The following is a 22,651-nucleotide window of genomic DNA, read 5'->3' as shown; positions in this document are numbered from 1 at the left end:
GCTCAGACTCGCCGGCGACGGCGCTGCCGGGTTCAGCTCACAAACGCCCAGCGCAGTTGGGCGCGCCACAGCGGCAGCGCAGCCGCCCCTCGTGGTGGCTTTCGCCGTAATCGCAGGTCAGCTCTTCGCCGGCCTCGATATCGCGCAAGGCATAGAACTCCACCCGCCCCTGGCTGATGCGCAGCACCGCGTTCGCGGCACAGCTGTGGTTGATGCAACGCAGCGCGTCGGTGGACAAAGTGGCATCCACCGCCCGGGTCTCCGAAACCTCGACGATGTGGATCCGCTCACGGCCCTTGGCCCGGCGGCGCGCCTCGCGCACCGAGATGGCCTCACCGCGCAGCTCACCGATCTTGCGCCGATGCGGAATCGGCTCGGCCGCAAACACACCCAAGCCATCGATGGGGCTCTCGCCCACGCGCAAGGCGAAACGCTCGGCCGGCAAGGGCGGGCGCTTGCCCGCCGCTGCTGCGTCGGCGGGCGCCGCCTCCTGGGTCACAGATCGGGGCTCGGTGGGCAAAGCAGAGAGGCGCGGCATGGTGGCGCGATTGTCGCAGCCCCTGTCGCTGCCGCGCCGCAGTTCACCCGCTTTGCATCGGCGCCCATCGCCTCGCGCTTGACCCAGGGCCGGGCGGGCCGACATACTGGGTCGCATGACCTCCGCCGCCATTTCCGCTCGCCGCAACGCTGAACGCAGCCGCGTCAAGCATCACCACATGCAGCAGCGTGCCATGGTGGTGGACCGGATGCCGTCCTGCGTGGGCGCCATGCTATTGGCCCATGCACATGGACACCTGGTGGGGCTGCAACAGCGGGCAGCCCCTCACAGCTGAAGGCCCGGCCTCACCACACAAGCCTGATTCCCCCGAAAAGCCCGCTGCCACCCAGCGGGCTTTTTCTTTTCTCGCCCCGCGCATTTCAACAAGCGCTTGCTTTCCAACCGAAGGAGCCCCCGATGGAGAAGATCACGATCCGACGCAGCCAGGTTTCAGACGCCGCCGCCATGGCCCAGCTGATGTCCCACCCTGAAGTCTTCTCCGGCCTGCTGCAACTGCCCTACCCCAGCGAGGAGCTCTGGCGAGCCCGCCTGCAGGACAACGCCGTGCCCGGCAAGACCGATCTGTCCTTGGTGGCCGAGGTTCAGGGCCAGGTGCTTGGCAGCGCCGGCCTGCATCCGGCAGGCGCCTCTCTGCGCCGGCGCCACGCCATGGGCCTGGGCATCTCGGTCGCCGCCGAAGCGCAGGGCCAAGGCATCGGCCGGGCCCTGATGGCCGCCTTGATGGACTATGCCGACAACTGGGGCCAGGTTTTGCGCACCGAGCTGACGGTCTACGCCGACAACGCCCGGGCAATTCGGCTCTACGAGAGCTTCGGCTTCCAGCGTGAGGGCCTGATGCGCGCCTACGCCCTGCGCAACGGGGTCTATGTCGACACCCTGGCCATGGCGCGCCTGCACCCCAATCCGCCGCGCTGGAACTGAAGACGGTGCAAGCGACCGAAAAAGCAAAAGGCCGCGAACGCGGCCTTTTGCTTTTTGGGGAATGATTACCGCGCCAGAAGCGCCGGCTTCACTCAAATCGGGCGGAACTGTGCGCGGCGCAGATCGGCCATACGCATCTCTTCCGGCGTGGCCTGGCCTTCCACCACCACCTTGGGCAGTTGCTTGGCCGGGGCACGAACGACCGGGGCGGAACTCAGGCGCTTGCCCGTCACCACCAGGCGCGCCAGCTTGACCACTTCGCTGGCCTGCACCGGTGCCGGCGGAAAAGCCAATCCCAGGAAAGCGGCGCTGAGCGCCAGGGGCGCGGCCCAGGCACGAGAGAAGGGCTGGACTGAGTGCCTTGCCCGTGTCTTTTGACGTTGCTGCATTTCCAATACTCCCCCGCCTGCTTTGGGCGATCTGTCATCAATGGAGCGAAGTATCACCAAGGCGCAGGGTCAGCTCCAGTAAAAAGCGACGAACTGCAGTTTTGGGCGATGAGGCAGCGGTGCAGCCACCTGAATTTCGCTCCACACCCGGTGAAACCCGGGTTGATCGGCGTCAAGCATACCGAAGCTCACTCGACTTTCCCCAGAATACCCGGTAAGCAAACCATGTGTAGACCAGAATCGCCGGCAAAGTGACCAAGACCCCCCAGAGGATGACGGTCAAGGACTTGGGTGCGGCGGCGGCTTGCCAGACCGTCAGGCGGTCGATCAGCACATAGGGATAGAGGCTGTAAGCTAGGCCCAGCGCGCCGAGCAACATGACCGCGACCATCAGGGCGAAGGGCAGCCAGCAGAGCTTGCCGCGCACCCGGTGCGAGTTGAGCATGGCGCGCAAAGCCAGCAGGCTCAGCGCCGTCATCAGCGGGATGGGCAGCAAGGCGATCAGCTCGGGCATGCGGAACCAGCGCTCGCTGACCGTGGCACTGACCCAGGGCGTCATCAGCGACACGCCCGCCAGACCCAAGACCACGGCCGGCCAGGCCAGCTTGGCCCGCTGCACGGCCAGGGCTTGCACAGCGCCATCCATCTTCATGATCAACCAGCCGGCGCCCAGCATGGCGTAGGCGGCCGCCAAGGCCAGGGCAATCAACAAGGCAAAAGCGGTGTAGCCCGGGCCCTCGGCAAAGCCGGTGATGTAGCGCGCCAGCATCCAGCCCTGGGACAGGGCCGCCAGGGCCGAGCCGAAGATGAAGCTGCCGTTCCAGAAGGGCTTCCACTCAGCCGGCGCCTTGACGCGGAAGTCAAAGGCCACGCCGCGCAGCATCAGGCCGAGCAGCATCAGCGCCACCGGCAGGTAGAGCGCCTGGAGGATCAGGCCATGGGCTTTGGGAAAGGCCACCAGCAAAATGCCCACGCCCAGCACCAGCCAGGTTTCGTTGGCGTCCCAGAAAGGGCCGATCGAGGCCACCATCTGGTCCTTGTGGGCATCGCTGGCGCCCAGCATCAGCAGGCCGACGCCCAGGTCGTAGCCATCCAGCACCACGTAAATCAAGAGGGACAGGCCCATCAGGCCGAGAAAGACCAAGGGCATCCAGCCGGCAGGCGTGCTCAGATCCGGGTTCGCAAAGTTCATCAGGCCCTCCATCAGGCAAAGGTGCGGCTCTGGGTCAGGCGCGAGGGCGTACTCGGCCCATGCTCCAGCGGCTTCTCGGCCATGTACTTGAGCACGCCGACGTAAGCCAGGATCAGGAACAAGTACAACGTCACATAGCCCGCCAGAGTCAGGGCGATGTGCGGCGCCGGCGTGGTCGAGGCCACCTCGCTGGTGCGCAAGAGGCCGTAGACGATGAAGGGCTGGCGGCCGATCTCGGTGACATACCAGCCGGACACGGTGGCCAGCCAACCCGAGAACGCCATGCCGCTCAGACCCCAGAGCAGCGGCCGCGGCAGTTGCTCAGCCACCCAGGCGCGGCGACGGTACAACCACAGGCCCGCCCAGCTGAAAGCCAACATCAAGAGTCCCGTGCCGACCATGATGCGAAAGCCGAAGAACAGCGGGGCCACCGGCGGATGCGCGCCCTTGAACTCGTCCAGGCCGCGGATCTCGCCCTCGGCTTCATGGGTCAGGATCAGGCTGGCCAGCTTCGGGATGCCGATTGCAAACTCATTGCTGCGCGACTTCTCATTCGGCCAGGCGAACAGCAGCAAGGGCGCGCCGCGTTCGGTCTGCCAGACGCCTTCCATCGCCGCCACCTTGGCCGGCTGGTGCTTGAGCGTGTTGAGCCCGTGCATATCGCCCACCAGGATCTGCAGCGGGATCAGCACCGCACCCAGCGTCAGCCCCACCCGCAGCACGCGGGCGGTGCTGGGCTGGCTCTTGCGCTTGAGCAGCTGCCAGGCACTCAGGCCGGCCAGCAGAAAGGCCACGGTCAGGCCCGAGGCCAGCAGCTTGTGAGCCAGGCGGTAGGGGAAGCTGGGATTGAAGATCACCTCGGTCCAGCTCAGCACATGGAACTCACCGTTGACGATCTCGAAGCCCTGGGGCGTTTGCATCCAGGAGTTCAGGCTCAGGATCCAGAAGGCGCTCAGGCTGGTGCCAAAGGCCACCAGAAAGGTGGCGGCCAGATGCACCCGCTCGCTGACCCGGCCATGGCCGAACAGCATCACGCCGAGGAAACTCGCCTCCAGGAAAAAGGCTGTCAGCACCTCATAGCCCAGCAGCGGCCCGGCGATATTGCCGGCCCGCTCCATGAAGCCCGGCCAGTTGGTGCCGAACTGGAAGCTCATGGTGATGCCGCTGACCACGCCCAGCGCAAAGCTCAGCGCAAACACCTTGGTCCAGAAACGGTAGGCATGGAGCCAGGCCTCCTGATGCGTGCTCAACCAGCGCCAGCGGAAGAACAGCAGCACCCAGGCCAGGGCGATATTGATGGTGGGAAACAGGATGTGGAAGGTGATGTTGGCGGCGAACTGCATGCGGGCCAGCACCAGGGGATCGAGGGCATGAAGGACGTCCATGGCTTCACAGCTCCGAAGCCGGCTTGCCCGCGACACCGCTGACGGCGCGGCCGATGCGGCCCGGCAGCTCCAGCATCTTCTGCACCTTGGAGCCCATCTTCATCAGCTGGCCCAGGGTCTGCGAGTCCATCTTCTGCACATCGTCGAACCAGGTCGTCATCAGCTCGATCAGATCGTGCATGCCGCGCATGCGTTCCTGCGCCACACGGTCCTCTTCGCAGGTCGGCGCCTCCAGCAAGGCATTGCGCAGCATGGACAGGGTCGGTTCGATCTCGCGCCGTCGGCGCTCTTCGGCCAGGGTGCGGAAGATCTCCCACGCGTCCGACGGCGCCTCGAAATACTCGCGCCGGTCGCCCGGCAGGTGGCGCAGGCGCACCAGGCGCCAGGCCTGCAGCTCTTTCAGGCCCATGGAGACATTGGAGCGGCTGAACTCCAGGTTCTCGGCGATCTCATCGGCATTGATGGCCTGGGGCGAGACAAAAATCAGGGCATAGATCTGCCCGACGGTGCGGTTGATGCCCCAACGGCTGCCCATTTCCCCGAAATGGGCGACAAAACTACGAACCAGGGGACTCATGGCTTGCATGGCGGCGTGTCCTTGCGCCAGCGCAAAGCCGGCGTCTTTTGAGGGTGGAGGAATTTGATCTGCTTCAAGATTTTGCTGAATTTTCAATAATTCCTGAAAATTCAGCAAGTCCACAAGTTCTTGACCGTGCGAGCAGCGAGGTTGCTGCTTCATGGCGGGCGCCAATAATGCGAGGCCACCTGAGGTGGCCCACACATCCGTCCGGCTTCCCTTCCCCGCCCAATTCCACGCACTTGATCGCCATGCCGAGCCGCCCCCGACTTCTTCTTGCCCTACTGCTCCAGGGGCTGCTGGCCCTGTGCGCCGTGACGCCCGCTGTGGCTAGCGACGCCGCGCAGCGGGTGCAGATCGCCAGCCTGCCGCAGCAGGACGGCCAGCCCCTGGCCCTGAGCGGCTATTGGTTTCCGGTCGCGAGCGGCGTCGAAGTCCAGGCGCGGCCGGCCGTGCTGCTGCTGCACGGCTGCGGCGGCGCCCTGGGCCGCCAGGCAGATCAGCTGTCCGAACGCATGCAGAGCTACCGCGCGCTGCTGAACCAGCAAGGCTGGCATGTGCTGGTGCTCGACTCTTTAAGCCCGCGCGGTGAACGCGAACTCTGCACCCAGCGCATCGGCAGCCGCCAGGTCACCATGCGCGAACGCCGCCGCGACACCCTGGGCGCCCTGCAATGGCTGGCCGCCCGGCCTCAAGTGGACCCGGCGCGCATCGCCTTGCTGGGTTGGTCCAACGGCGGCAGCACGGTGCTGGCCAGCACGGCCGCCGACCATGAAGAGGTGAAGGCCAACCCGGCCAAGCCGCGCGCCGCCGTCGCTTTCTACCCGGGCTGCGAAGCCGAACTCAAGCGCGGCTACCGCGCCCAAGCGCCCTTGCTGATGCTGCTGGGCAGGGCCGATGACTGGACCGCTGCCGCGCCTTGCGAAGCCCTGGCCGCCCACAGCCGCGGTCAGGCCGGTGGCGCCGCCGTTCAAGTCCAGACCTACACCGGCGCGTACCACGGCTTCGATGCAGCCGCGCCCGTGCGCCTGCGCCGCGAGGTACCCAACGGAGTGAACCCCGGCGCCGGCGTCCATGTCGGTGGCAATGCCGAAGCCTGGGCCGCCTCGCGCGAGGCCATGCTGGGCTTTTTACGCGAGCAGCTGAAATGACGACAACGAGGACGATGACAAACGCAGGCGCCAGCCCTGAGCTGCACAGCCCCCGCCTGCTCTTGCGGGCGCCCTCCCCCGCCTTGTGCGAGGCGGTGCGTGATTTCCAGCTGCGCAACCGCGAACACCTCGCCCCCTGGGACCCGCCCCAGCCGCCTGACTTTCTGACGCCCGAGGTGGTGCTGGCCCGCTTGCAGCAAGGCGCCGATGAGTTTGCCGCCGGCGCCGCCCTGCGCTACTGGTTCGCGCGCCGCGAGGCACCGGCCGTGCTGATCGGCCAGATCGGCATCTCGCAACTGAGCCGCGGGCCCTTCCAGAATGCCAGCCTGGGCTACAGCCTGGATGCCCATGCCCAGGGTCAGGGCCTGATGCACGAGGCCTTGCAGGCCGTCATCGCCGAGCTGTTTGGCCCGCGCGTGCGCCTGCACCGGCTGCAGGCGGCCGTGAGGCCAGAAAACCGGCGCAGCCGCGCGGTGCTGCAGCGCCTGGGCTTCAGCCCGATTGGCCTGAGCCGTCGCTACCTCTTCATCGCTGGCGCCTGGCGCGACCATGAGCTCTTTGACCTGGTGAACCCGGCCTGGCCGGATGACCAAGCGCCCTGATCAACCAGCCACCCAGCCCAGCTGGGTGCGCCTCACGCTCCGGCCGGCATCACGCCGCGGTGCCGGTGAATTTTCTGGCCGACTTTGATAAATTATTGTTTTACAGAAATTTATCAAGAGAGAATGCCGGCCATGCGCCCCGACACCACCTCCAAGCACCCAAGCCCTGCCCGACCTCAATCGGCCCGAATGCAGCCGCTGGAACGCGTGCGCCGCCTGGCGCTGTGGGTGCAGCTGCTATGCGCGGCCGGCGCAGCCATGCTGGTGCTGGTGCCAGCGCAGCTGTGGAGCCGCGCCGATTGGGTGGAAAAAGTGGCGCGCAGCTATTGGGTCAGCGACAGCAGCATCCCGCTGCAACTCGACGCTGCCTCGCGCGCCTGGGGCTGGGCCGCCAGCTGTCTGCCCTGCGCCGTGTTGCTGTTCGCACTCTGGCAGGTCTGGTGCCTGTTCGGCGCCTACCGCCTGGGCCAGGTCTTCACGGCAGAGCCGGTACGGCGGCTGCGCCGCCTGGCCCTGGCCTTGATGGTGCACGCCCTGGCGCAGCCGGTCGCCCACACCCTCTCCGTCCTGGCGCTGACCCTGGGCAACCCGGCCGGTCAGCGCCAGCTGGTGCTGGGCCTGGGCTTCGAGCACTTCATCAGCTTGTTCATCGGCCTGGTGATCTGGGGCATCGCCCAGGTCATGCAGCAGGCGCAGGCGGTGGCCGAAGAGAACGCGGAGTTCATCTGATGCCCATCGTTCTGACCCTGGACGTGATGCTGGCACGGCGCAAGATGCGCTCGCGCGAGCTGGCCGAGCGGGTGGGCATCACCGAGGCCAATCTCTCGCTGCTGAAATCAGGCAAGGTGCGCGGCGTGCGCTTCGACACCCTGAGCCGCATCTGCAACATCCTGGACTGCCAGCCCGGTGATCTGCTGCGTTATGAGCCCGGCACCGAGACCGGCACCGATCCCGACGGTGCCGAGGCCGAATCGTGAAGCGCGCTCACCCCGACTTTCTCCACCCGCGCAGCCCGACCCGGCGCTGGGCCTGGTTCGGTGTGGCCCTGCTGCACCTGTTGCTGCTCGCCTTGTTTCTGCAGGCTCGCCAGAGCAGCCTGAACGCCGCGGCGAAGGCCGAACCGCAGGCGCGATGGGTCACCATGCGCTTGTTCAATCGGCCCTCGCTGCGTCCGCAAGAACTGGAGAAGAAGAAAAAGCCAGAACGCATGACGCCCGAGATCCGAATGCCGGGCCGCTTGCCGCGCCAAGCCCAGAGCGCCACGCCTCAAGCCCTTCCGATCACAGCGCCCAAGGAGCCCATCACCACACGCCTCGCGGCGCAGGCGCCGCCGCCCGAACCCGCGGCCAGCAGCCCTGAGCCTTTGAAGCTCAAGCTCCCGCTGCGCCAGGCGATCGGCGCAGCGATCAGCCCCGCCGAGATGGCACGCCTCGACCCGCGCAGCAACACCCGCCGGCCCGATGTGGGCGAGCGCATCGCCAGCGCGCTGGGCTCACCCGAACAGACCGAGGAACAGATTGCGCCCGGCCACACCCGCATCCGCCAAGGCAGCTCTTGCTACGACGTGCAAGACGCTCGCGTCAGCCAGCTGTTTGCATTCGACCCGATGGCCCGAGGCGCACCCAAGTTGGTGTCCTCGTGCAAGAAGTAAACAAGAGTGAGTCACGTCGCACCGGACCAGACCCACACTTGCGCCACGCTCCATTCACAGACACCCGCCGCCCACAAGCCCATGAACCACACCTCCGCAACCCCGCTCTCTCGCCGCTCTGCAGTCCTGTTGATCACGCTGAGCGCGCTTGCCCTGCAGATCCAGGCTCAAGCCCAAACAACGCCGCCCGCCGATGCGGCCAGCACCCCGGTGCAGCTGGAGACCGTTTCCATGACGCTGCAGCGCGACGGATCGCTGATTCCCTACGGCAAGATGAATGAGATCCTGAGCCTGATGCAAAAGTATGGCGAAGCCCAGTTCTACATGGAGTTCAAGCTCAGCTTCAAGGAAGCCAAACCGGCCGGCTTCGCGCCCAAGCTGGCGCTGTACCACAACGAAGGATCGGTACCCATCACGATCGCCGCCGACGGCACCTTCACCCTGCCAGTGCTGCCGCTGGAACTCGGCAAGGATGCCGATCTGGCGCGCAACTGGAAGCGCGGCAGCGCCAGCATCCAGGGTTCCCTGCGTATTTCCACCCGCGCCGAGCAGTTGACCATGGGCCAGGTGCGACGCATCACACGCCTGGCCCACAAGCTGCGCAGCGATCTGCTGCCCTGGTATTTGAAACCCATGTTTCCCCAGTTCGAAGGCGTTCGCATCTGCAGCAGCAAACCGGCCTGGGAACTCGAGTGGCGCGAGAAAGGTCAGCTCGTGGGCCTGCCGCTGAGCGCTGACCCCAAGGACAAAGACCCCGATACCGTGGCTGGCGAGCCACCGCGCAGCTGCACCAGTTTGAATGGCCAGGAAAGCTGGCCAGATGAGGCGCGATTGATCGCTCCGGCCAATACGCGACTGAGCGTCAAGGGCCTCTCCATCAAATGAGCGCGCGCCGCACCCCTACACTGAAACCATGACCCCATTGCATCTGCTCCACAACCCGCGCTGCTCCAAATCGCGCGAAGCTCTGGCCCTGCTGGAACACAGCGGCCGCCAGGTCGAGGTGACCGACTATCAAAAAACGCCGCTGGACCTGCCCGCACTGCAGGCCTTGCTGAGCCAGCTGCGCGCCGCCGAACCCGGCTTCAATACCCGGGAACTGCTGCGCAGCGGTGAAGAGGAGTACCAGAGCCTGAACCTGGCCCGGCCTGAACTCAGCGAGGCCGAACTGCTGGCGGCGCTGGCCGCTCATCCCAAGCTGCTGCAACGCCCCATCGTCAGCGATGGCCAGCGCGCCGTGATCGCCCGGCCGCCCGAGCGCCTGAAGGCCCTGCTCGGCTGAAGAAGAAGGCTGCGGCCTACTTTTTGTAGCGCTGCAGATCGGGGCCGGCCAGGCGGCAGATGCGCCACTCAGGCAGCACATGGGCGCCCATGCGCTCGTAGAAGCGGATCGCGTCTTCGTTCCAGTCCAGCACGGTCCACTCGAAGCGGCCGTAGTCGCGCTCGACGGCGATCTGCGCCAAGCGGGTCAGGATGCCCTGGCCCAGGCCGCTGCGGCGGTGCGCCGAGCGCACGTACAGGTCCTCCAGATACAGGCCCGGCTTGCCGAGGAAGGTGCTGAAATTGGTAAAGAACAGGGCATAGCCCACCACCTCACCGCCGATCTCACCGACCAGGGCCTCGACCACAGGCTTGGGGCCGAAGAGATGCAGTCGCAGCTTGTCCGCGGTCAGCTCCAGCAGATGGCTGAGGTTCTCGAACTCGGCCAGCTCCTTGACCAGGCCCACAATGGCCGGCACATCTCGGGGCTCGGCGGAACGCAAGGTGTATGAAATCATGCGCCCCATTCTGCCCGGGGAATGGGGTAAGGTCTTGCGGCCCGGCCGTTTGATCGCGCACTTGAGCGCCCGCTGTCGCGCCAGCTACATCGGCGCAGCGCCATTCGGCCTACAGTGCAGGCCATGAACGCCACCACGCCCCCTCCAAGCACCGAAGCCGCCGATCGCAAGCCTTGTTACCAGGTGCAGCGCGCACACCGCAGCGAATTCCTGGAGCTGCGCGGCCTGCGCCACCACCTGATGCACTGGCGCAGCGAGGCGGCAAGCGAGCATTCGACCGCCAGCGCGCAGCCACTGCTGGTGATGGTCCATGGCTGGATGGACGTGGGCGCGTCCTTCCAGTTCGTGGTCGACGCGCTGAGTGCGCTGAACGACCGCCGCCCCATCGTGACCCTGGACTGGCGCGGTTTCGGCCTCAGCGACAACGCCCCGGGCAGCAATTACTGGTTCCCCGACTACCTGGCCGATCTCGACGCCCTGCTGGACCGACTCAGCCCCGAGGCTCCGGTCGATCTGCTGGGCCACAGCATGGGCGGCAACATCGTCATGAGCTACGCTGGCGTGCGGCCTGAGCGGGTGCGGCGGCTGATCAATCTCGAAGGTTTCGGCCTGCCGGAAGCCAAGCCCGAGCAGGCCCCGGGCCGTCTGGCCACCTGGCTGAAAGAACTGAAGGAACCACCGCAGCTGCGCCCCTACGCCAGCGTCGAGGCCGTGGCCCAGCGCTTGATCAAGACCAACCCGCGCCTGAGCCCGGACAAGGCCGCCTGGCTGGCGCCGCACTGGTCGCGCCAACAGGCCGATGGCAACTGGCAGCTGCTGGCTGACCCGGCGCACAAGCGCGCCAACCCCATCCTCTACCGCAAGGATGAAATCGTGGCCGGCTGGAAGCTGATCACCGCGCCCACGCTCTGGGTCGAGGGCGAAGCCAGCGATTTGAGCCAGTTCTGGGGCGACCGCTACCCGCGCGCCGATTTCGAAGCCCGGCTCAGCGCCGTGCCCCAGCTGGCAAAACACCGCATTGCCGATGCCGGCCACATGCTGCACCACGACCAACCCGAAGCGCTGGCGCGCTGCCTCGAAGACTTTTTGCTCGCCTGAAGCGAGCTCAGGGGCCGATCAGCCCGGCCCGGCATGGAGCTGGTCCAGCCGGTGCATGGCCCAGGCATACACGGCCACGATCAGGCAGAACACCAGCAGCGCCCCTTGGGCGGCCACCCAGAAGCTGAAGGGCCAGCCGAAGAAATCGAAGCTCAGCTCGCGGGCAAAGTAGCTCAGTCCGAAAGCCACGCCCAACCAGATCAGCAGCAAGACACCGGTGAGGCGGCGGGTGCGCTGCCAGTAGCGCAGCTGCTGCGCGCTCGGCGGCGCGGGCGGCAGCGATCCCGGCAGGGGCGCAGGGCGGTCGAAATCATGCAGATTCATGGCTGGGCAGTGTGCAGCATTTCCCCCGGAAGGCGACCTGGGGCAAGCGCTTTGCTACCAGCGCGCGCCGGCGTGTGAAAATAGCAGGTTCGGATGCGCGGGCACCCGGGCTTGGCCGCGTCCTGAACCCGGTGGGGCCCGCCAGGCGCCCCGCACGGCGCGCCCCAGACCGCACGCATCCCACCGCAAGTACTCCTTGGGAACCAAGAACATGGACATCGAACGCATCAACACCATCGGTAGCACCCTGGCCGACCTGACAGCGCGGACTGCCGCGCTAAGGGGGTATCTTTGACTACGATCGCAAAGCACTGCGACTGAACGAAGTCAATGCCGCGCTGGAGAACCCCAGCGTCTGGAACGAGCCCAAGCGCGCCCAGGAACTGGGCAAGGAAAAGCGCACGCTGGAAAACGTGGTCAACACCGTCGACCACCTCGAGAGCAATCTGGCCGACAACGCCGAGCTCTACGAGATGAGCAAGGCCGAGGATGATTTCGCGGGCCTGGAAGCCATTGAGGCCGATGCGGCCAAGCTGACGGAGATCGTCGAGCAGATGGAATTCCGCCGCATGTTCAACAACCCGGCCGACCCGCTGAACTGCTTTGTCGACATCCAGGCCGGCGCCGGCGGCACCGAAGCCTGCGACTGGGCCAGCATGCTGCTGCGCCAGTACCTGAAGTACGCCGAGCGCAAGGGCTTCAAGGCGACGCTGGAAGACCAGACCGACGGCGACGTGGCCGGCATCAAGAGCGCCACCATCAAGGTGGAGGGCGAATACGCCTTCGGCCTGCTGCGCACCGAGACCGGTGTGCACCGCCTGGTGCGCAAGAGCCCCTTCGACAGCTCGGGTGGCCGCCACACCAGCTTTGCCTCGCTGTTCGTCTACCCGGAAGTCGATGACTCGATCGAGATCGACATCAACCCGGCCGATGTGCGCACCGACACCTTCCGCGCCTCCGGCGCCGGCGGCCAGCACATCAACAAGACCGACTCGGCCGTGCGCCTGACCCACATCCCCACCGGCATCGTGGTCCAGTGCCAGGACGGCCGCAGCCAGCACAGCAACCGCGACGTGGCCTGGAAACGCCTGCGCTCGCGCCTGTACGACCATGAAATGCGCAAGCGCATGGAAGAACAGCAGAAGCTGGAAGACACCAAGACCGATGTGGGCTGGGGCCACCAGATTCGCAGTTATGTGCTGGACCAAAGCCGCATCAAGGACCTGCGCACCAACTACGAAACCTCGGCCACCCAGAAGGTGCTGGACGGCGACCTCGATCCCTTCATCACCGAGAGCCTGAAGCAAGGCGTCTGAGACCCAGACGCCCGCCCGGCTCTTTCCCTGACCGTTCCCTGCCTTGCCTCTGACCCCGCGCCACCCGCGCGGGGCTTCAAACCTCTTGCCACCCAAGGATGCCCGCCATGCGTGAAGGCACTGCCACCCTGATCCGCCGCGAAGACTACTGCGCGCCCGCGTTCTGGATCCGTACCGTCGACCTGACTTTCGATCTGGACCCGGCCAAGACCCTGGTCACCTCCAAGATGCAGCTGGAGCGCAATGCCGCCGTCGCCCACGGCGCCCTGCGCCTGCACGGCGAAGAGCTCAATGTGCTGCGCGTGCTGATCAATGGCGAGAGCGTGTCCTTCCGCCAGGAAGGCCACGAGCTGATCATCGACAACGTGCCCGATGCCGATTTCGCGCTCGAGATCCGCAACACCTGCGCGCCCGACAAGAACACCGCACTCAGCGGCCTCTACACCTCGGGTGGCAGCTTCTTCACGCAGTGCGAGGCCGAGGGCTTCCGCCGCATCACCTACTTCCTGGACCGCCCCGATGTGATGGCGGTCTACACCGTGCTGCTGCGCGCCGACAAGGCCAAGTTCCCGGTGCTGCTGTCCAACGGAAATCTGCTGGACTCGGGCGACCTGGACAACGGTCGCCACTTCGCCAAATGGCACGACCCCTTCCCCAAGCCCAGCTATCTCTTCGCCCTGGTGGCCGGCGATCTGGTGGCGCGCGAACAGCGCGTGCGCACCCGTGCAGGCAAGGACCATCTGCTGCAAGTCTTCGTGCGCCGCGGTGACCTGGAAAAGACCGAGCACGCGATGAACTCGCTGATCGCCTCCATCGTCTGGGACGAAGCGCGCTTCGGCCTGCCCCTGGATCTGGAGCGCTTCATGGTCGTCGGCGTGTCCGACTTCAATATGGGCGCGATGGAGAACAAGGGCCTGAACATCTTCAACACCAGCGCCCTGCTGGCCTCGCCGGCCACCGCAACGGACGCTGACTTCGCCCGCATCGAGTCCATCGTCGCGCACGAGTACTTCCACAACTGGACCGGCAACCGCGTCACCTGCCGCGACTGGTTCCAGCTCTCGCTGAAAGAGGGCTTGACCGTCTTCCGCGACCAGGAGTTCAGCATGGACATGGCCGGCGGCGCCAGCGCCCGCGCGGTCTGCCGCATCCAGGACGTGCGCGCCCTGCGCGCGAGCCAGTTCCCCGAGGACTCGGGCGCCATGGCCCACCCGGTGCGCCCCGACACCTTCGTCGAGATCAACAACTTCTACACCCCCACCGTCTACGAAAAGGGTTCGGAAGTGGTGCGCATGTACCAGACCCTGGTCGGCCGCGCCGGCTTCGAGAAGGGCCTGAAGCTCTACTTCGAGCGCCATGACGGCCAGGCCGTGACCTGCGACGACTTCGCCGCCGCCATCGCCGACGCCAACCCCGGCTCGGCCCTGAGCACACGCCTGGACAACTTCAAGCGCTGGTACTCGCAAGCCGGCACGCCGCGCGTGCAGGCCCGCGGCGTGTACGACGCAGCCGCCCAGACCTACACCCTGACGCTTAAGCAACACAACCCCGCCACCCCGGGCCAGGAGCACAAGCTGCCCCAGGTGATCCCGGTGGCCCTGGGCTTGCTGAGTGCTGAGGGTCAGGCCTTGCCTCTGCAGTTGCAGGGCGAAGACCAGGCCACCGGACTGGAGCGCGTGATCGTGCTGGACGAAGTCGAACAAAGCTTCGTCTTCACCAACCTGGCCAGCCAGCCCGTGCCCTCGCTGCTGCGCGGCTTCTCGGCCCCGGTGGTGCTGGATGACGGCCTCAGCGATGCGGACCTGCTGGTGCTGCTGCAGCACGATGCCGATGCTTTCAACCGCTGGGAAGCCAGCCAGCGCCTGGCGCTGAACCGCATCCTCGCGGCCGTGCGCAGCGGCAGCGCCCTGCAGCTGGACAGCGCCTTCATCGAAGCCATGCGCGCCGTGCTGCGCCATCCCGAGCTGGACGCCGCCTTCAAGGACCTGGCCCTGACCCTGCCCGGCGAAGGCTATATCGCCGAGCAGCTGGAGGTGGTGGACCCGCAAGCCATCCACGCCGCCGTGGAGGCCGCGCGCAGCCAACTGGCCCAAGCCCTGCGTGAGGACTGGATCGAAGCCTTCGAGGCCAACCAGATCCAGGGCGGCTACACGCCCGATCCGGTGTCCTCCGGCAAGCGCGCCTTGGCCAATCTGGCCCTGAGCATGCTGGTGCTGGACGCTGCCCGCAGCGGCGACACGGTCTGGCCCGGCCGCGCCTACCAGCGCTTCAAGGACGCCGGCAATATGACCGAGCGCCTCGGCGCCCTGAGCGCCCTGGTCAACGCCCATGCCGAGCTGGCCGAGGCGGCCCTGGCCCGCTTCCACGAGCTGTTCAAGGACGACGCCCTGGTCATCGACAAGTGGTTCGCCCTGCAAGGCCGCACGCCGGAGCTGGATGGCAAGAGCTTCACCCGCGTCAAGCAGCTGACCCAGCATCCGGACTTCACGCTCAAGAACCCGAACCGCGCGCGCAGCCTGATCTCCTCGCTGTGCATGTTCAACCCGGCTGCCTTCCACCGCGCTGATGCTGCGGGTTATGTATTCTGGGCCGAGCAGGTGCTGGCTCTGGACGCCATCAACCCGCAGATCGCCAGCCGCCTGGCGCGCGCCATGGACCGCTGGACCACCCTGGCCCAGCCCTACCGCAGCGCCGCCCTGGAAGCGATCCGCCGCGTGGCCGCCAAGCCCGACCTGTCCAGCGATGTGCGCGAGGTCATCGACCGTGCACTGGAGTCTGACAAGTCGGCCGACGCCGCCGCCTGAACGGGCAGATGACAAGGGGCCGCGAGGCCCCTTTTCTTCGTCTGCCGCGTTCTGACCCGTTTTTTTACTTCCCCGAGAAAGACCGTCACCATGACACGTCGCATCAGCCTGACTCAATACCTGATCGAACAACAGCGCCAGCATGGCCACATCCCGCAGGAGCTGCGCCTCCTGATCGAGGTGGTGGCGCGAGCCTGCAAGCGCATCGCCATCAGCGTCACCAAGGGTGCGCTCGGCGAGGTGCTGGGCACGGCCGGCAGCGAGAACGTGCAGGGCGAGATCCAGAAGAAGCTCGACATCATCGCCAATGAGGTGCTGATCGAGGCCAATGAATGGGGCGGCCATCTGGCGGCCATGGCCTCCGAGGAAATGGAAGGCATCTACCTGGTGCCCAACCGCTTCCCCAAGGGCGAATACCTGCTGATGTTCGACCCGCTGGATGGTTCGTCCAACATCGACGTCAACGTCTCCATCGGCACCATCTTCTCGGTGCTCAAAAAGGCCGAGGGCAGCAAGGGCGTGTCGGAAGACGACTTCCTGCAGCCGGGCAAGCAGCAAGTGGCCGCCGGCTACTGCGTCTACGGCCCGCAAACCACCTTGGTGCTGACCTTCGGCGCCGGCGTGGCCATGTTCACCCTGGACCGCGAGCAAGGCAGCTTTGTGCTGACGCAAGAAGGCGTGAAGATCCCCGAGGACACCAAGGAGTTCGCCATCAATATGTCGAACATGCGCCACTGGGATGCACCGGTGAAGCGCTACATCGACGAATGCCTGGCCGGCGAAGAAGGTCCGCGCGGCAAGAACTTCAATATGCGCTGGATCGCCTCCATGGTGGCCGATGTGCACCGCATCCTGACCCGCGGCGGCGTCTTCATGTACCCCTGGGACCGGCGTGAGCCCAACAAGGCCGGCAAGCTGCGCCTGATGTACGAGGCCAACCCCATGGCCTTCCTGGTCGAGCAGGCCGGCGGCGCGGCCACCAACGCCCGCCAGCGCATCATGGACCTGACCCCCACGCAATTGCACGAACGCGTGGCCGTGGTGCTGGGCTCCAAGAACGAGGTGGAGCGCGTCACCGCCTACCATCTTGATTCGGCCCAATAATTCCTGCTAGAATTTAAGGCTTGATGCCGGTGTAGCTCAGTCGGTAGAGCAGCTCATTCGTAATGAGAAGGTCGGGTGTTCGATTCATCTCTCCGGCACCATCAAAAAATCCGCAAAGCCCAGTTCGCAAGAGCTGGGCTTTGTTGTTTCTGGGCTGGAACGGGATTGCACGCACAGCCGGCCGGGACACGCAGGCGGCTGCGCCGACGTGACAAGCCAGTCCGGCCCTGTCAGCGCGTCACACAAAGCTGCCACGATGCAATGCCGGTCGGGCGACACTCCCGGCTTCACTTAATTCGCGCCGCATCGTGACACGACCTGACCCTCTGGCCACCGCCTCAGCTTCTCACGCATCGCCCCTCGGCGAGCCGGATTTTTGGCAACAGCCCTGGCTCCATCGCGCCTTACTGGGACTGTTCCTGTTGATGCTCGCGGTGATTTCCTTTCTGGCGCTGAGTCCGGCTCCGCCCAAGCAAGCGACCCTGGGCTGGGACAAGCTCAACCATGCCAGCGCGTTTGCGGGCCTGTGCACGGTCGGTCTGCTGGCCTGGCCGCGGCGCCGGGTGGCGCTGTGGATCGGCTTGCTGGCCTACGGCGGCGCGATCGAGATCCTGCAAAGCCAGGTGCCCGGGCGCAGCGGCGAGTGGGCCGACCTGCTGGCCGACAGCGCAGGCCTGGCACTGGGCCTGCTGCTGGCCTTTGCGCTGCAGCGCGCGGCCCGCGTACTCTGGCGCCCACAGCGCGCGCCCGCTACGCGGGAAATGGGTTAGTCTCGCTCCAAAGCGGTCGCCTCCCCGGGCCGACCGCGGGGAGCGCACATGAAGCAAGGCAGCAAGTCCGGAGCTTGGGCTCTGGCGGTGCTGCTGGGAGGCTGCGTGCTGGCCTTTGCCACCACCCTGGCCTTGCAGCGGCAGCAAGAGGCTCAAACCGAAAGGCGTTTCGCCGATTTGGCCCAGCAAACCCTGGGGCAGGTGCAAGCCCGCATGCGCAGCTACGAATACGGCCTGCGCGGCGCCCGCGGTGCAGCCCTGGCGGCGGGGCTGGATCAGCTCAGCCGCGAAGGCTTTCGCGAGTACATGCGCTCGCGCGACCTGGAACGCGAGTTCCCCGGCGCACGCGGCTTCGGCCTGATCCGCCGCATCCAGCCACAGCAGGAAGCGGCATTTCTGCGCAGACTGAAGCAGGAAATCCGACCCGACTTCCACATCCAATCGCTGAGCCCTCACCGCGATGAGCGCTGGGTAATCCAGTTCATCGAACCGGAGGCACCCAACGCCGCAGCCCTGGGCCTGGACATCGCCTCCGAGTCCTCGCGACGCGAAGCCATGCTGGCCGCGCTCAACAGTGGTCAGCCGACCCTGACTCGCCCCATCACCTTGCTGCAAGCCAGCGGCAAACCAGGCCAGGGCCTGCTCTTCATGCTGCCCATCTATCGCAGCGGCAGCACACCCGCAAGCCTGGCCCTGCGTCAGGCCGAGGTGCAGGGCCTGGCCTACGCGCCCTTGCTGGTGGAAGAAATGCTGAACGGCCTGGACCTGCGTCAGGACAGCGCCGCCCTGCGATTGCTGGATGCCGACAACCAGGCCGAACCCCTGCCCTTCTTCGATTCCAGGCCCGGTGCCCCAGCGCTGGCCGGGCTCAGCTTGCGCCTGCCCTTGCAGCTCTATGGCCGCCAATGGCTGGTCGAAGTGCGTGCCCAGCCCGGTTTTCTGGCGCTTCAGCCGCAGCTCAATCCCACCTGGGTGGGCATCAGCATGGCCGGGGTCTCGGCCCTGCTGGCCTTGTTGCTGCATTCGCTGGCCAGCAACCGCCAGCGCCGCCGCCAGGCCGCGGCCGATGCCGCGCATATGGCCACCATCGTGGCGGGTTCCAGCGAGGCCATCGTCAGCAAGGGCCTGCAAGGACGCGTGACCAGCTGGAATCCGGCGGCCGAGGCCATCTTCGGCTACCGCGCCGAACAAGCCATGGGCCGCCCCTTGGGTGAACTGATTGTTCCGCCAGAGTTGCAGGATGAAGAACACAACATCCTGAGCCGCATCGCCAAAGGGGAGCGGGTGCCCCACTTCATCACCGTGCGCCAACGAGCCGACGGCAGCCGGGTTGATGTTTCGGTCACGGTGTCACCCATCCACGATGCTCAAGGCCAGGTGATCGGTGCGGCCAAGATCGCGCGCGACATCACCGAACAAAAGCAGGCCGAGGCCCGCATCCTGCAGCTCAACGCCAGCCTGGAGGGCCAGGTGCAAGAGCGCACCCAGGAGCTGGAAACCGCACGCCGCCGCCTGCGCAATGTGCTGGACGGCGTGCCCTCCATGATCGGGTACTGGGACAAGCAGCTGATCAACCAGGTGGCCAACCACGCCTATTCCGACTGGTTCGGCATTGACCCGCTGCAGCTGCCTGGCCGCAGCCTGCAGGCCCTGCTCGGGCCCGAGCTCTTCGAAGCCAACCGCCGCCACATCGAAGCGGCGCTGCAAGGACAAGCACAGACCTTCGAGCGCACCATCAAGAGCCTCGACGGTCGCTCGCGCCACTCGCTGACCCAGTACCTACCCGACTGGGTCGACGGTGAGGTGCAGGGCTTCTACGTCGTCGTCAACGACATCACCGAGCTGACCCAGCAGCGCCAGCAGTTGCAGCAGAACGAGCGCTTTCTGCATTCGCTGCTCGACATCGTTCCTGGGATGATGCTGTACTGCACGCCCGATCGACTCTGCGCCTTTGCCAACGCCGCCTTCAAGAACTGGTTGGGCCTGGGCGAAGCGGAGCTCAAGGGTCGGCCCATGGCCGAGCTGCTGGGGCCCGAACGCTCGGCCTGGTTCCAGCCCTTTGTCGATGGCGCCCTGCGCGGCGAAAGCCAGCAGACAGAGCGTCGTATCGAACATGCCGACGGCCGGCACAGCGAGGCCTGGATCCATTTCATCCCCGACCTGGAGCTCGCAGCCAAGCCGGAGACCGACGCCGAGGGCGTCAGCCCGCCCGCCAAGGTGCGTGGCTTCTTTGTGCTCATCACCGATGTCAGCGCCCTCAAGCAGGCCCAGCTGCGCCTGCAGGAACTCAACCTGGTATTGCTGGAACGCAGCGAGCAGGCGCAATCGGCCAACCAGGCCAAGAGCGAATTCCTGGCCAATATGAGCCATGAGATCCGCACGCCCATGAACGCCATCCTGGGCATGTGCTACCTGCTGCAACGCCAGCCCCTGGAAGCCGGCACGCTGCAGATGGTGCGCAAGATCGAGCAGTCGGGCAGCAGCCTGCTGACCATCATCAACGACATCCTGGACTTCTCCAAGATCGAGGCACACCGCCTGGACATCGAGAACATGCCCTTCCGGCTCGAGGATGTGCTGGACCAGCTGGCCTCGCTGATGGCCACGGCCGTGGGCAACAAGCCGGTCGAGGTGCTGGTCGGTGCGGCGCCGGCAGGGGCGCTCTTCCTCAAGGGCGACCCGCTGCGCCTGGGCCAGGTGCTGACCAATCTGGCGAGCAACGCCATCAAGTTCACGCCCAAGGGCGAGGTGGTGGTGGCGGTGCGCAAGCTCGACCTGCCCGACCCGCGCGGCCCGGACTTCATCACCCTGGAATTCAGCGTGCAGGACAGCGGCATCGGCATCCCCGAAGACAAGCTGGCCGACATCTTCCATGCCTTCAGCCAGGCCGACAGCTCGACCACCCGCCGCTTCGGCGGCACCGGCCTGGGCCTGACCATCAGCCGCCAGTTGGCCGAGCTGATGGGCGGCAGCATCGCCGTGCAAAGCCGGCTGGGCCAGGGCAGCACCTTCACCGTGCGCCTGCCCTTCCAGCTCAGCGAGCCGGCAGAAAATTCACTGCCCGCCATGGTCCACCAACGCGTTCTGATCGCCGACGACCATGCCATCGCTCGCCAGGTGCTGTGCAGCACGGCCAAGAGCCTGGGCTGGCATGCCGATGCCGCCGACTCGGCCGGCCAGGCCCTGAAGCTGGTGCACGAACGTGCCACCCAGCTGCCCTACGACGTGATCCTGCTCGACTGGCGCATGCCAGTGGTGGATGGCCTGGCGGCAGCCGTGCTGATCCGGGAGCAGCAGCATCAGGACGCCGATGGCAGCGATCGCCCCGACGCGCCCATCATCGTCATGGTCACCGCCTACGACCGCGACCACCTGCGCGACGAACCCGGCGCCCAGGCGGTGGATGCAGTGCTGACCAAGCCCGTCACCGCCTCGGCGCTCTACAACGTGGTGCTGGAGGCCAAGAGTCGCCGGGGCGCCTTGCTCGGTACCCCGGCGTTGCCCGCGCAGCAAGAGCAACGCCTGCGCGGCCTGCGTCTGCTGGTGGCCGATGACAGCGAGATCAACCGCGATGTGGCCCAGGACATCCTGCGCGGCGAAGGCGCCGAAGTGCTGCAGGCCGTCGATGGCCTGGATGCATTGAATCGCCTGCTCGGCGAAGGCGAGGCCATCGACCTGGTGTTGATGGATGTGCAGATGCCGGTGATGGACGGTTATGCCGCCACCGAGAAGATTCGCGCCACGCCGCAGCTGCAGCGGCTCAAGGTGGTGGCCCTCACCGCCGGCGCCTTCCAGCAGCAACGCCAGGCCGCGCTGGCGGCTGGTATGGATGCTTTCGTCGCCAAGCCTTTCAATGTGGATGAGCTGGTCGGCACCATCAACCGCCTGATGGGGCGCAGCGCCGACGGCGACGCCGCGGAACCCGGGGGCCTCCGGAGCAGCGAGGCAGCCACGCCGGCCGAAACTCCCGCAAGCTCGCCGCCGGGCACCGAGGCCAAGCCGTCCTTCGACGCCGAGCGAGGCCGGGCCGCATTCCGCCAGCCAGGCCAGTTCCAAGGCCTGCTGCAGCGCTTCCTCAGCGACACCCAGGTGCGCATGCACGCCCTGGATGACGGCGACCGCGCGGGCTGGGCCCAACTCGGCCACGCCACAGGGACACCCGCCGGTTACCTCGGCATGCAGGACTTGAGCCAAGCCGCGCTGGCCGTGGAACAGCTGTGCAGCGAGGGCGAGCAGCCCTATGCGCAGGCCTTGCAACACTTTCGTCTGACCTTCGACGCTGCCCGTCAGGCCGCCCTGGACTATCTCGCCGACACGGCCTGACGCGGCCCGCCCTCAGCGCCTTTCTTTACCTCCACCACGGCTCCGCGCTCCTCGTTCGCCCCAAACAGACCGCGCGCACTGTCACCAAGGCTTCACGGCCCGCGGTGATGCTGGGTCTGCGTTGCCGTCTGAGCCCAGGCCCGGGCGGCAGCGCCCATGAGCCCAGCGGCCATTCACGCTCCATCCACCGCGCCCCGACTCGGGCGCACGAACGAAGGAAGAGACGATTTCCATGAGCCAAGCCCAAGACCTCCAAGACCTGCCCGAAGGCGTCACCCAGGAACTGCTGGACGAGGACGATTTCGAAACCGTGGCCGATTACCACCGCCTGGCCGCCCGCCACTTCTCCGCCGCGGCCGACCACCACCTGGCTGCTGCGGCAGCCGCCGAAGACGGCGAGCACGAAGCCACCGCCCGCCACGCCCACCTGGCCTACCGCCACCAGCTGCACGGCGTGCAATACGCCGAGGTCGCCACGCTGGACAACGACGAGCTCGAAGACGAGTACCTGGAGCCCGAAGACGAGGGCGAAGAAGGACAAGATCACGCCCAGTAAGCTCTGCGCGGACCGCGGCCCGGGCCGTGATGGCCCGGCTGCCTCGCTGGGCGAGCACCGAGGGCAACCCCGCCCAATCCAGCACTGCGCGGCCAGGAAAAGAAGATCCTGCGAGCACCTCCGCATTGGCGGGGGAGGCGCTCGCAGGCAA

Annotated in this window: 23 protein-coding genes and 1 tRNA gene; 17 read left to right on the top strand and 7 right to left on the bottom strand. The window is 66.4% G+C overall.

The features are described 5' to 3' along the window. Positions 1–37 precede the first annotated feature (37 nt). On the bottom strand, positions 38–538 hold the full coding sequence (locus OOB33_RS11600) for an SET domain-containing protein (protein WP_271008778.1): 501 nt from the start codon (positions 536–538) through the stop codon (positions 38–40). A gap of 115 nt (positions 539–653) precedes the next feature. Between OOB33_RS11600 and OOB33_RS11595 the strand changes: the two genes are divergently transcribed. Together OOB33_RS11595 and OOB33_RS11590 are read left to right on the top strand one after the other, a co-directional pair. Then, a complete protein-coding gene (locus tag OOB33_RS11595) occupies positions 654–833 on the top strand; it encodes a hypothetical protein (protein WP_271008777.1) in 180 nt (59 codons plus the stop codon). 122 nt (positions 834–955) lie between these two features. After that, a complete protein-coding gene (locus OOB33_RS11590; protein WP_102767316.1) occupies positions 956–1,480 on the top strand; it encodes a GNAT family N-acetyltransferase in 525 nt (174 codons plus the stop codon). Positions 1,481–1,572: 92 nt separating this feature from the next. Here the strand turns inward: OOB33_RS11590 and OOB33_RS11585 are convergent, their stop codons facing one another. The 4 genes from OOB33_RS11585 to OOB33_RS11570 all read right to left on the bottom strand — a co-directional run bounded on the left by OOB33_RS11585 (position 1,573) and on the right by OOB33_RS11570 (position 5,032). Then, on the bottom strand, positions 1,573–1,869 hold the full coding sequence (locus tag OOB33_RS11585) for a hypothetical protein (protein ID WP_171827861.1): 297 nt from the start codon (positions 1,867–1,869) through the stop codon (positions 1,573–1,575). 172 nt (positions 1,870–2,041) lie between these two features. Further along, positions 2,042–3,061: a cytochrome d ubiquinol oxidase subunit II gene (locus OOB33_RS11580; RefSeq protein ID WP_102769526.1), complete on the bottom strand. Its 1,020-nt coding sequence runs from the start codon at positions 3,059–3,061 to the stop codon at positions 2,042–2,044. An 11-nt stretch (positions 3,062–3,072) separates the two neighbouring features. Continuing rightward, a complete protein-coding gene (locus OOB33_RS11575) occupies positions 3,073–4,446 on the bottom strand; it encodes a cytochrome ubiquinol oxidase subunit I (protein WP_271008776.1) in 1,374 nt (457 codons plus the stop codon). A 4-nt stretch (positions 4,447–4,450) separates the two neighbouring features. Then, the gene (locus OOB33_RS11570) at positions 4,451–5,032 is read right to left on the bottom strand and encodes a GbsR/MarR family transcriptional regulator (protein WP_223696784.1); all 582 of its coding nucleotides are present in this window, start codon (positions 5,030–5,032) and stop codon (positions 4,451–4,453) included. 242 nt (positions 5,033–5,274) lie between these two features. Between OOB33_RS11570 and OOB33_RS11565 the strand changes: the two genes are divergently transcribed. The 7 genes from OOB33_RS11565 (at position 5,275) to arsC (ending at position 9,709) form a co-directional block, all read left to right on the top strand. Beyond that, positions 5,275–6,174 (top strand): dienelactone hydrolase family protein, encoded by a 900-nt coding sequence (locus OOB33_RS11565; RefSeq protein ID WP_271008775.1) that lies wholly within the window; start codon positions 5,275–5,277, stop codon positions 6,172–6,174. Positions 6,175–6,188: 14 nt separating this feature from the next. Beyond that, positions 6,189–6,776: a GNAT family N-acetyltransferase gene (locus OOB33_RS11560; RefSeq protein ID WP_271008774.1), complete on the top strand. Its 588-nt coding sequence runs from the start codon at positions 6,189–6,191 to the stop codon at positions 6,774–6,776. A 132-nt stretch (positions 6,777–6,908) separates the two neighbouring features. Next, the gene (locus tag OOB33_RS11555; RefSeq protein WP_271008773.1) at positions 6,909–7,505 is read left to right on the top strand and encodes a DUF2975 domain-containing protein; all 597 of its coding nucleotides are present in this window, start codon (positions 6,909–6,911) and stop codon (positions 7,503–7,505) included. Next, positions 7,505–7,753, top strand: a complete 249-nt coding sequence (locus tag OOB33_RS11550; RefSeq protein ID WP_102767322.1) for a helix-turn-helix domain-containing protein — start codon at positions 7,505–7,507, stop codon at positions 7,751–7,753. The genes OOB33_RS11555 and OOB33_RS11550 overlap by 1 nt, the downstream gene beginning before the upstream one ends. Then, complete coding sequence (locus OOB33_RS11545; protein ID WP_171827868.1) at positions 7,750–8,427, top strand: hypothetical protein; 678 nt, start codon at positions 7,750–7,752, stop codon at positions 8,425–8,427. Before OOB33_RS11550 ends, OOB33_RS11545 begins: the two co-directional genes overlap by 4 nt. An 81-nt stretch (positions 8,428–8,508) precedes the next feature. After that, positions 8,509–9,312, top strand: a complete 804-nt coding sequence (locus OOB33_RS11540) for a hypothetical protein (protein ID WP_271008772.1) — start codon at positions 8,509–8,511, stop codon at positions 9,310–9,312. Between the two features lie 28 nt (positions 9,313–9,340). Further along, positions 9,341–9,709, top strand: a complete 369-nt coding sequence (gene arsC, locus OOB33_RS11535) for an arsenate reductase (glutaredoxin) (protein WP_102767325.1) — start codon at positions 9,341–9,343, stop codon at positions 9,707–9,709. Between the two features lie 16 nt (positions 9,710–9,725). On the opposite strand, the gene OOB33_RS11530 is transcribed toward arsC, so the two are convergent. Next, positions 9,726–10,214, bottom strand: coding sequence for a GNAT family N-acetyltransferase (locus OOB33_RS11530; RefSeq protein ID WP_207795918.1), 489 nt, complete (start codon positions 10,212–10,214; stop codon positions 9,726–9,728). A 114-nt stretch (positions 10,215–10,328) separates the two neighbouring features. Here OOB33_RS11530 and OOB33_RS11525 point away from each other — a divergent pair, with 114 nt between their 5' ends. After that, positions 10,329–11,303, top strand: coding sequence for an alpha/beta fold hydrolase (locus tag OOB33_RS11525; protein WP_271008771.1), 975 nt, complete (start codon positions 10,329–10,331; stop codon positions 11,301–11,303). A gap of 18 nt (positions 11,304–11,321) precedes the next feature. Here OOB33_RS11525 and OOB33_RS11520 read toward each other — a convergent pair whose 3' ends face one another. Beyond that, positions 11,322–11,627 (bottom strand): DUF4212 domain-containing protein, encoded by a 306-nt coding sequence (locus OOB33_RS11520; RefSeq protein ID WP_271008770.1) that lies wholly within the window; start codon positions 11,625–11,627, stop codon positions 11,322–11,324. A gap of 211 nt (positions 11,628–11,838) precedes the next feature. Between OOB33_RS11520 and prfB the strand changes: the two genes are divergently transcribed. From prfB to OOB33_RS11485, 7 genes are all read left to right on the top strand, one after another. Continuing rightward, positions 11,839–12,943 (top strand): peptide chain release factor 2 gene (gene prfB, locus OOB33_RS11515; protein WP_102767329.1). Its coding sequence is split into 2 segments (ribosomal slippage): positions 11,839–11,919 and positions 11,921–12,943, totalling 1,104 coding nucleotides; the frame shifts between segments, so codons are not numbered across the junction. A gap of 107 nt (positions 12,944–13,050) precedes the next feature. Next, a complete protein-coding gene (gene pepN, locus OOB33_RS11510) occupies positions 13,051–15,747 on the top strand; it encodes an aminopeptidase N (RefSeq protein WP_271008769.1) in 2,697 nt (898 codons plus the stop codon). Between the two features lie 90 nt (positions 15,748–15,837). Next, on the top strand, positions 15,838–16,851 hold the full coding sequence (locus tag OOB33_RS11505) for a class 1 fructose-bisphosphatase (protein WP_102767330.1): 1,014 nt from the start codon (positions 15,838–15,840) through the stop codon (positions 16,849–16,851). A 25-nt stretch (positions 16,852–16,876) separates the two neighbouring features. Further along, positions 16,877–16,952, top strand: a tRNA-Thr gene (locus OOB33_RS11500). Positions 16,953–17,285: 333 nt separating this feature from the next. Then, a complete protein-coding gene (locus OOB33_RS11495) occupies positions 17,286–17,621 on the top strand; it encodes a VanZ family protein (protein WP_442952999.1) in 336 nt (111 codons plus the stop codon). 48 nt (positions 17,622–17,669) lie between these two features. Then, on the top strand, positions 17,670–21,944 hold the full coding sequence (locus OOB33_RS11490) for a PAS domain-containing hybrid sensor histidine kinase/response regulator (protein WP_271008768.1): 4,275 nt from the start codon (positions 17,670–17,672) through the stop codon (positions 21,942–21,944). A gap of 232 nt (positions 21,945–22,176) precedes the next feature. Further along, a complete protein-coding gene (locus OOB33_RS11485) occupies positions 22,177–22,500 on the top strand; it encodes a hypothetical protein (protein WP_102767332.1) in 324 nt (107 codons plus the stop codon). The last annotated feature ends 151 nt before the right edge of the window (positions 22,501–22,651 follow it).

The sequence above is a fragment of the Paucibacter sp. B51 genome, assembly GCF_027863535.1.
Taxonomy (GTDB): Bacteria; Pseudomonadota; Gammaproteobacteria; order Burkholderiales; family Burkholderiaceae_C; genus Paucibacter_A; species Paucibacter_A aquatilis.
This window is presented reverse-complemented; position numbering and strand designations above follow the sequence as displayed.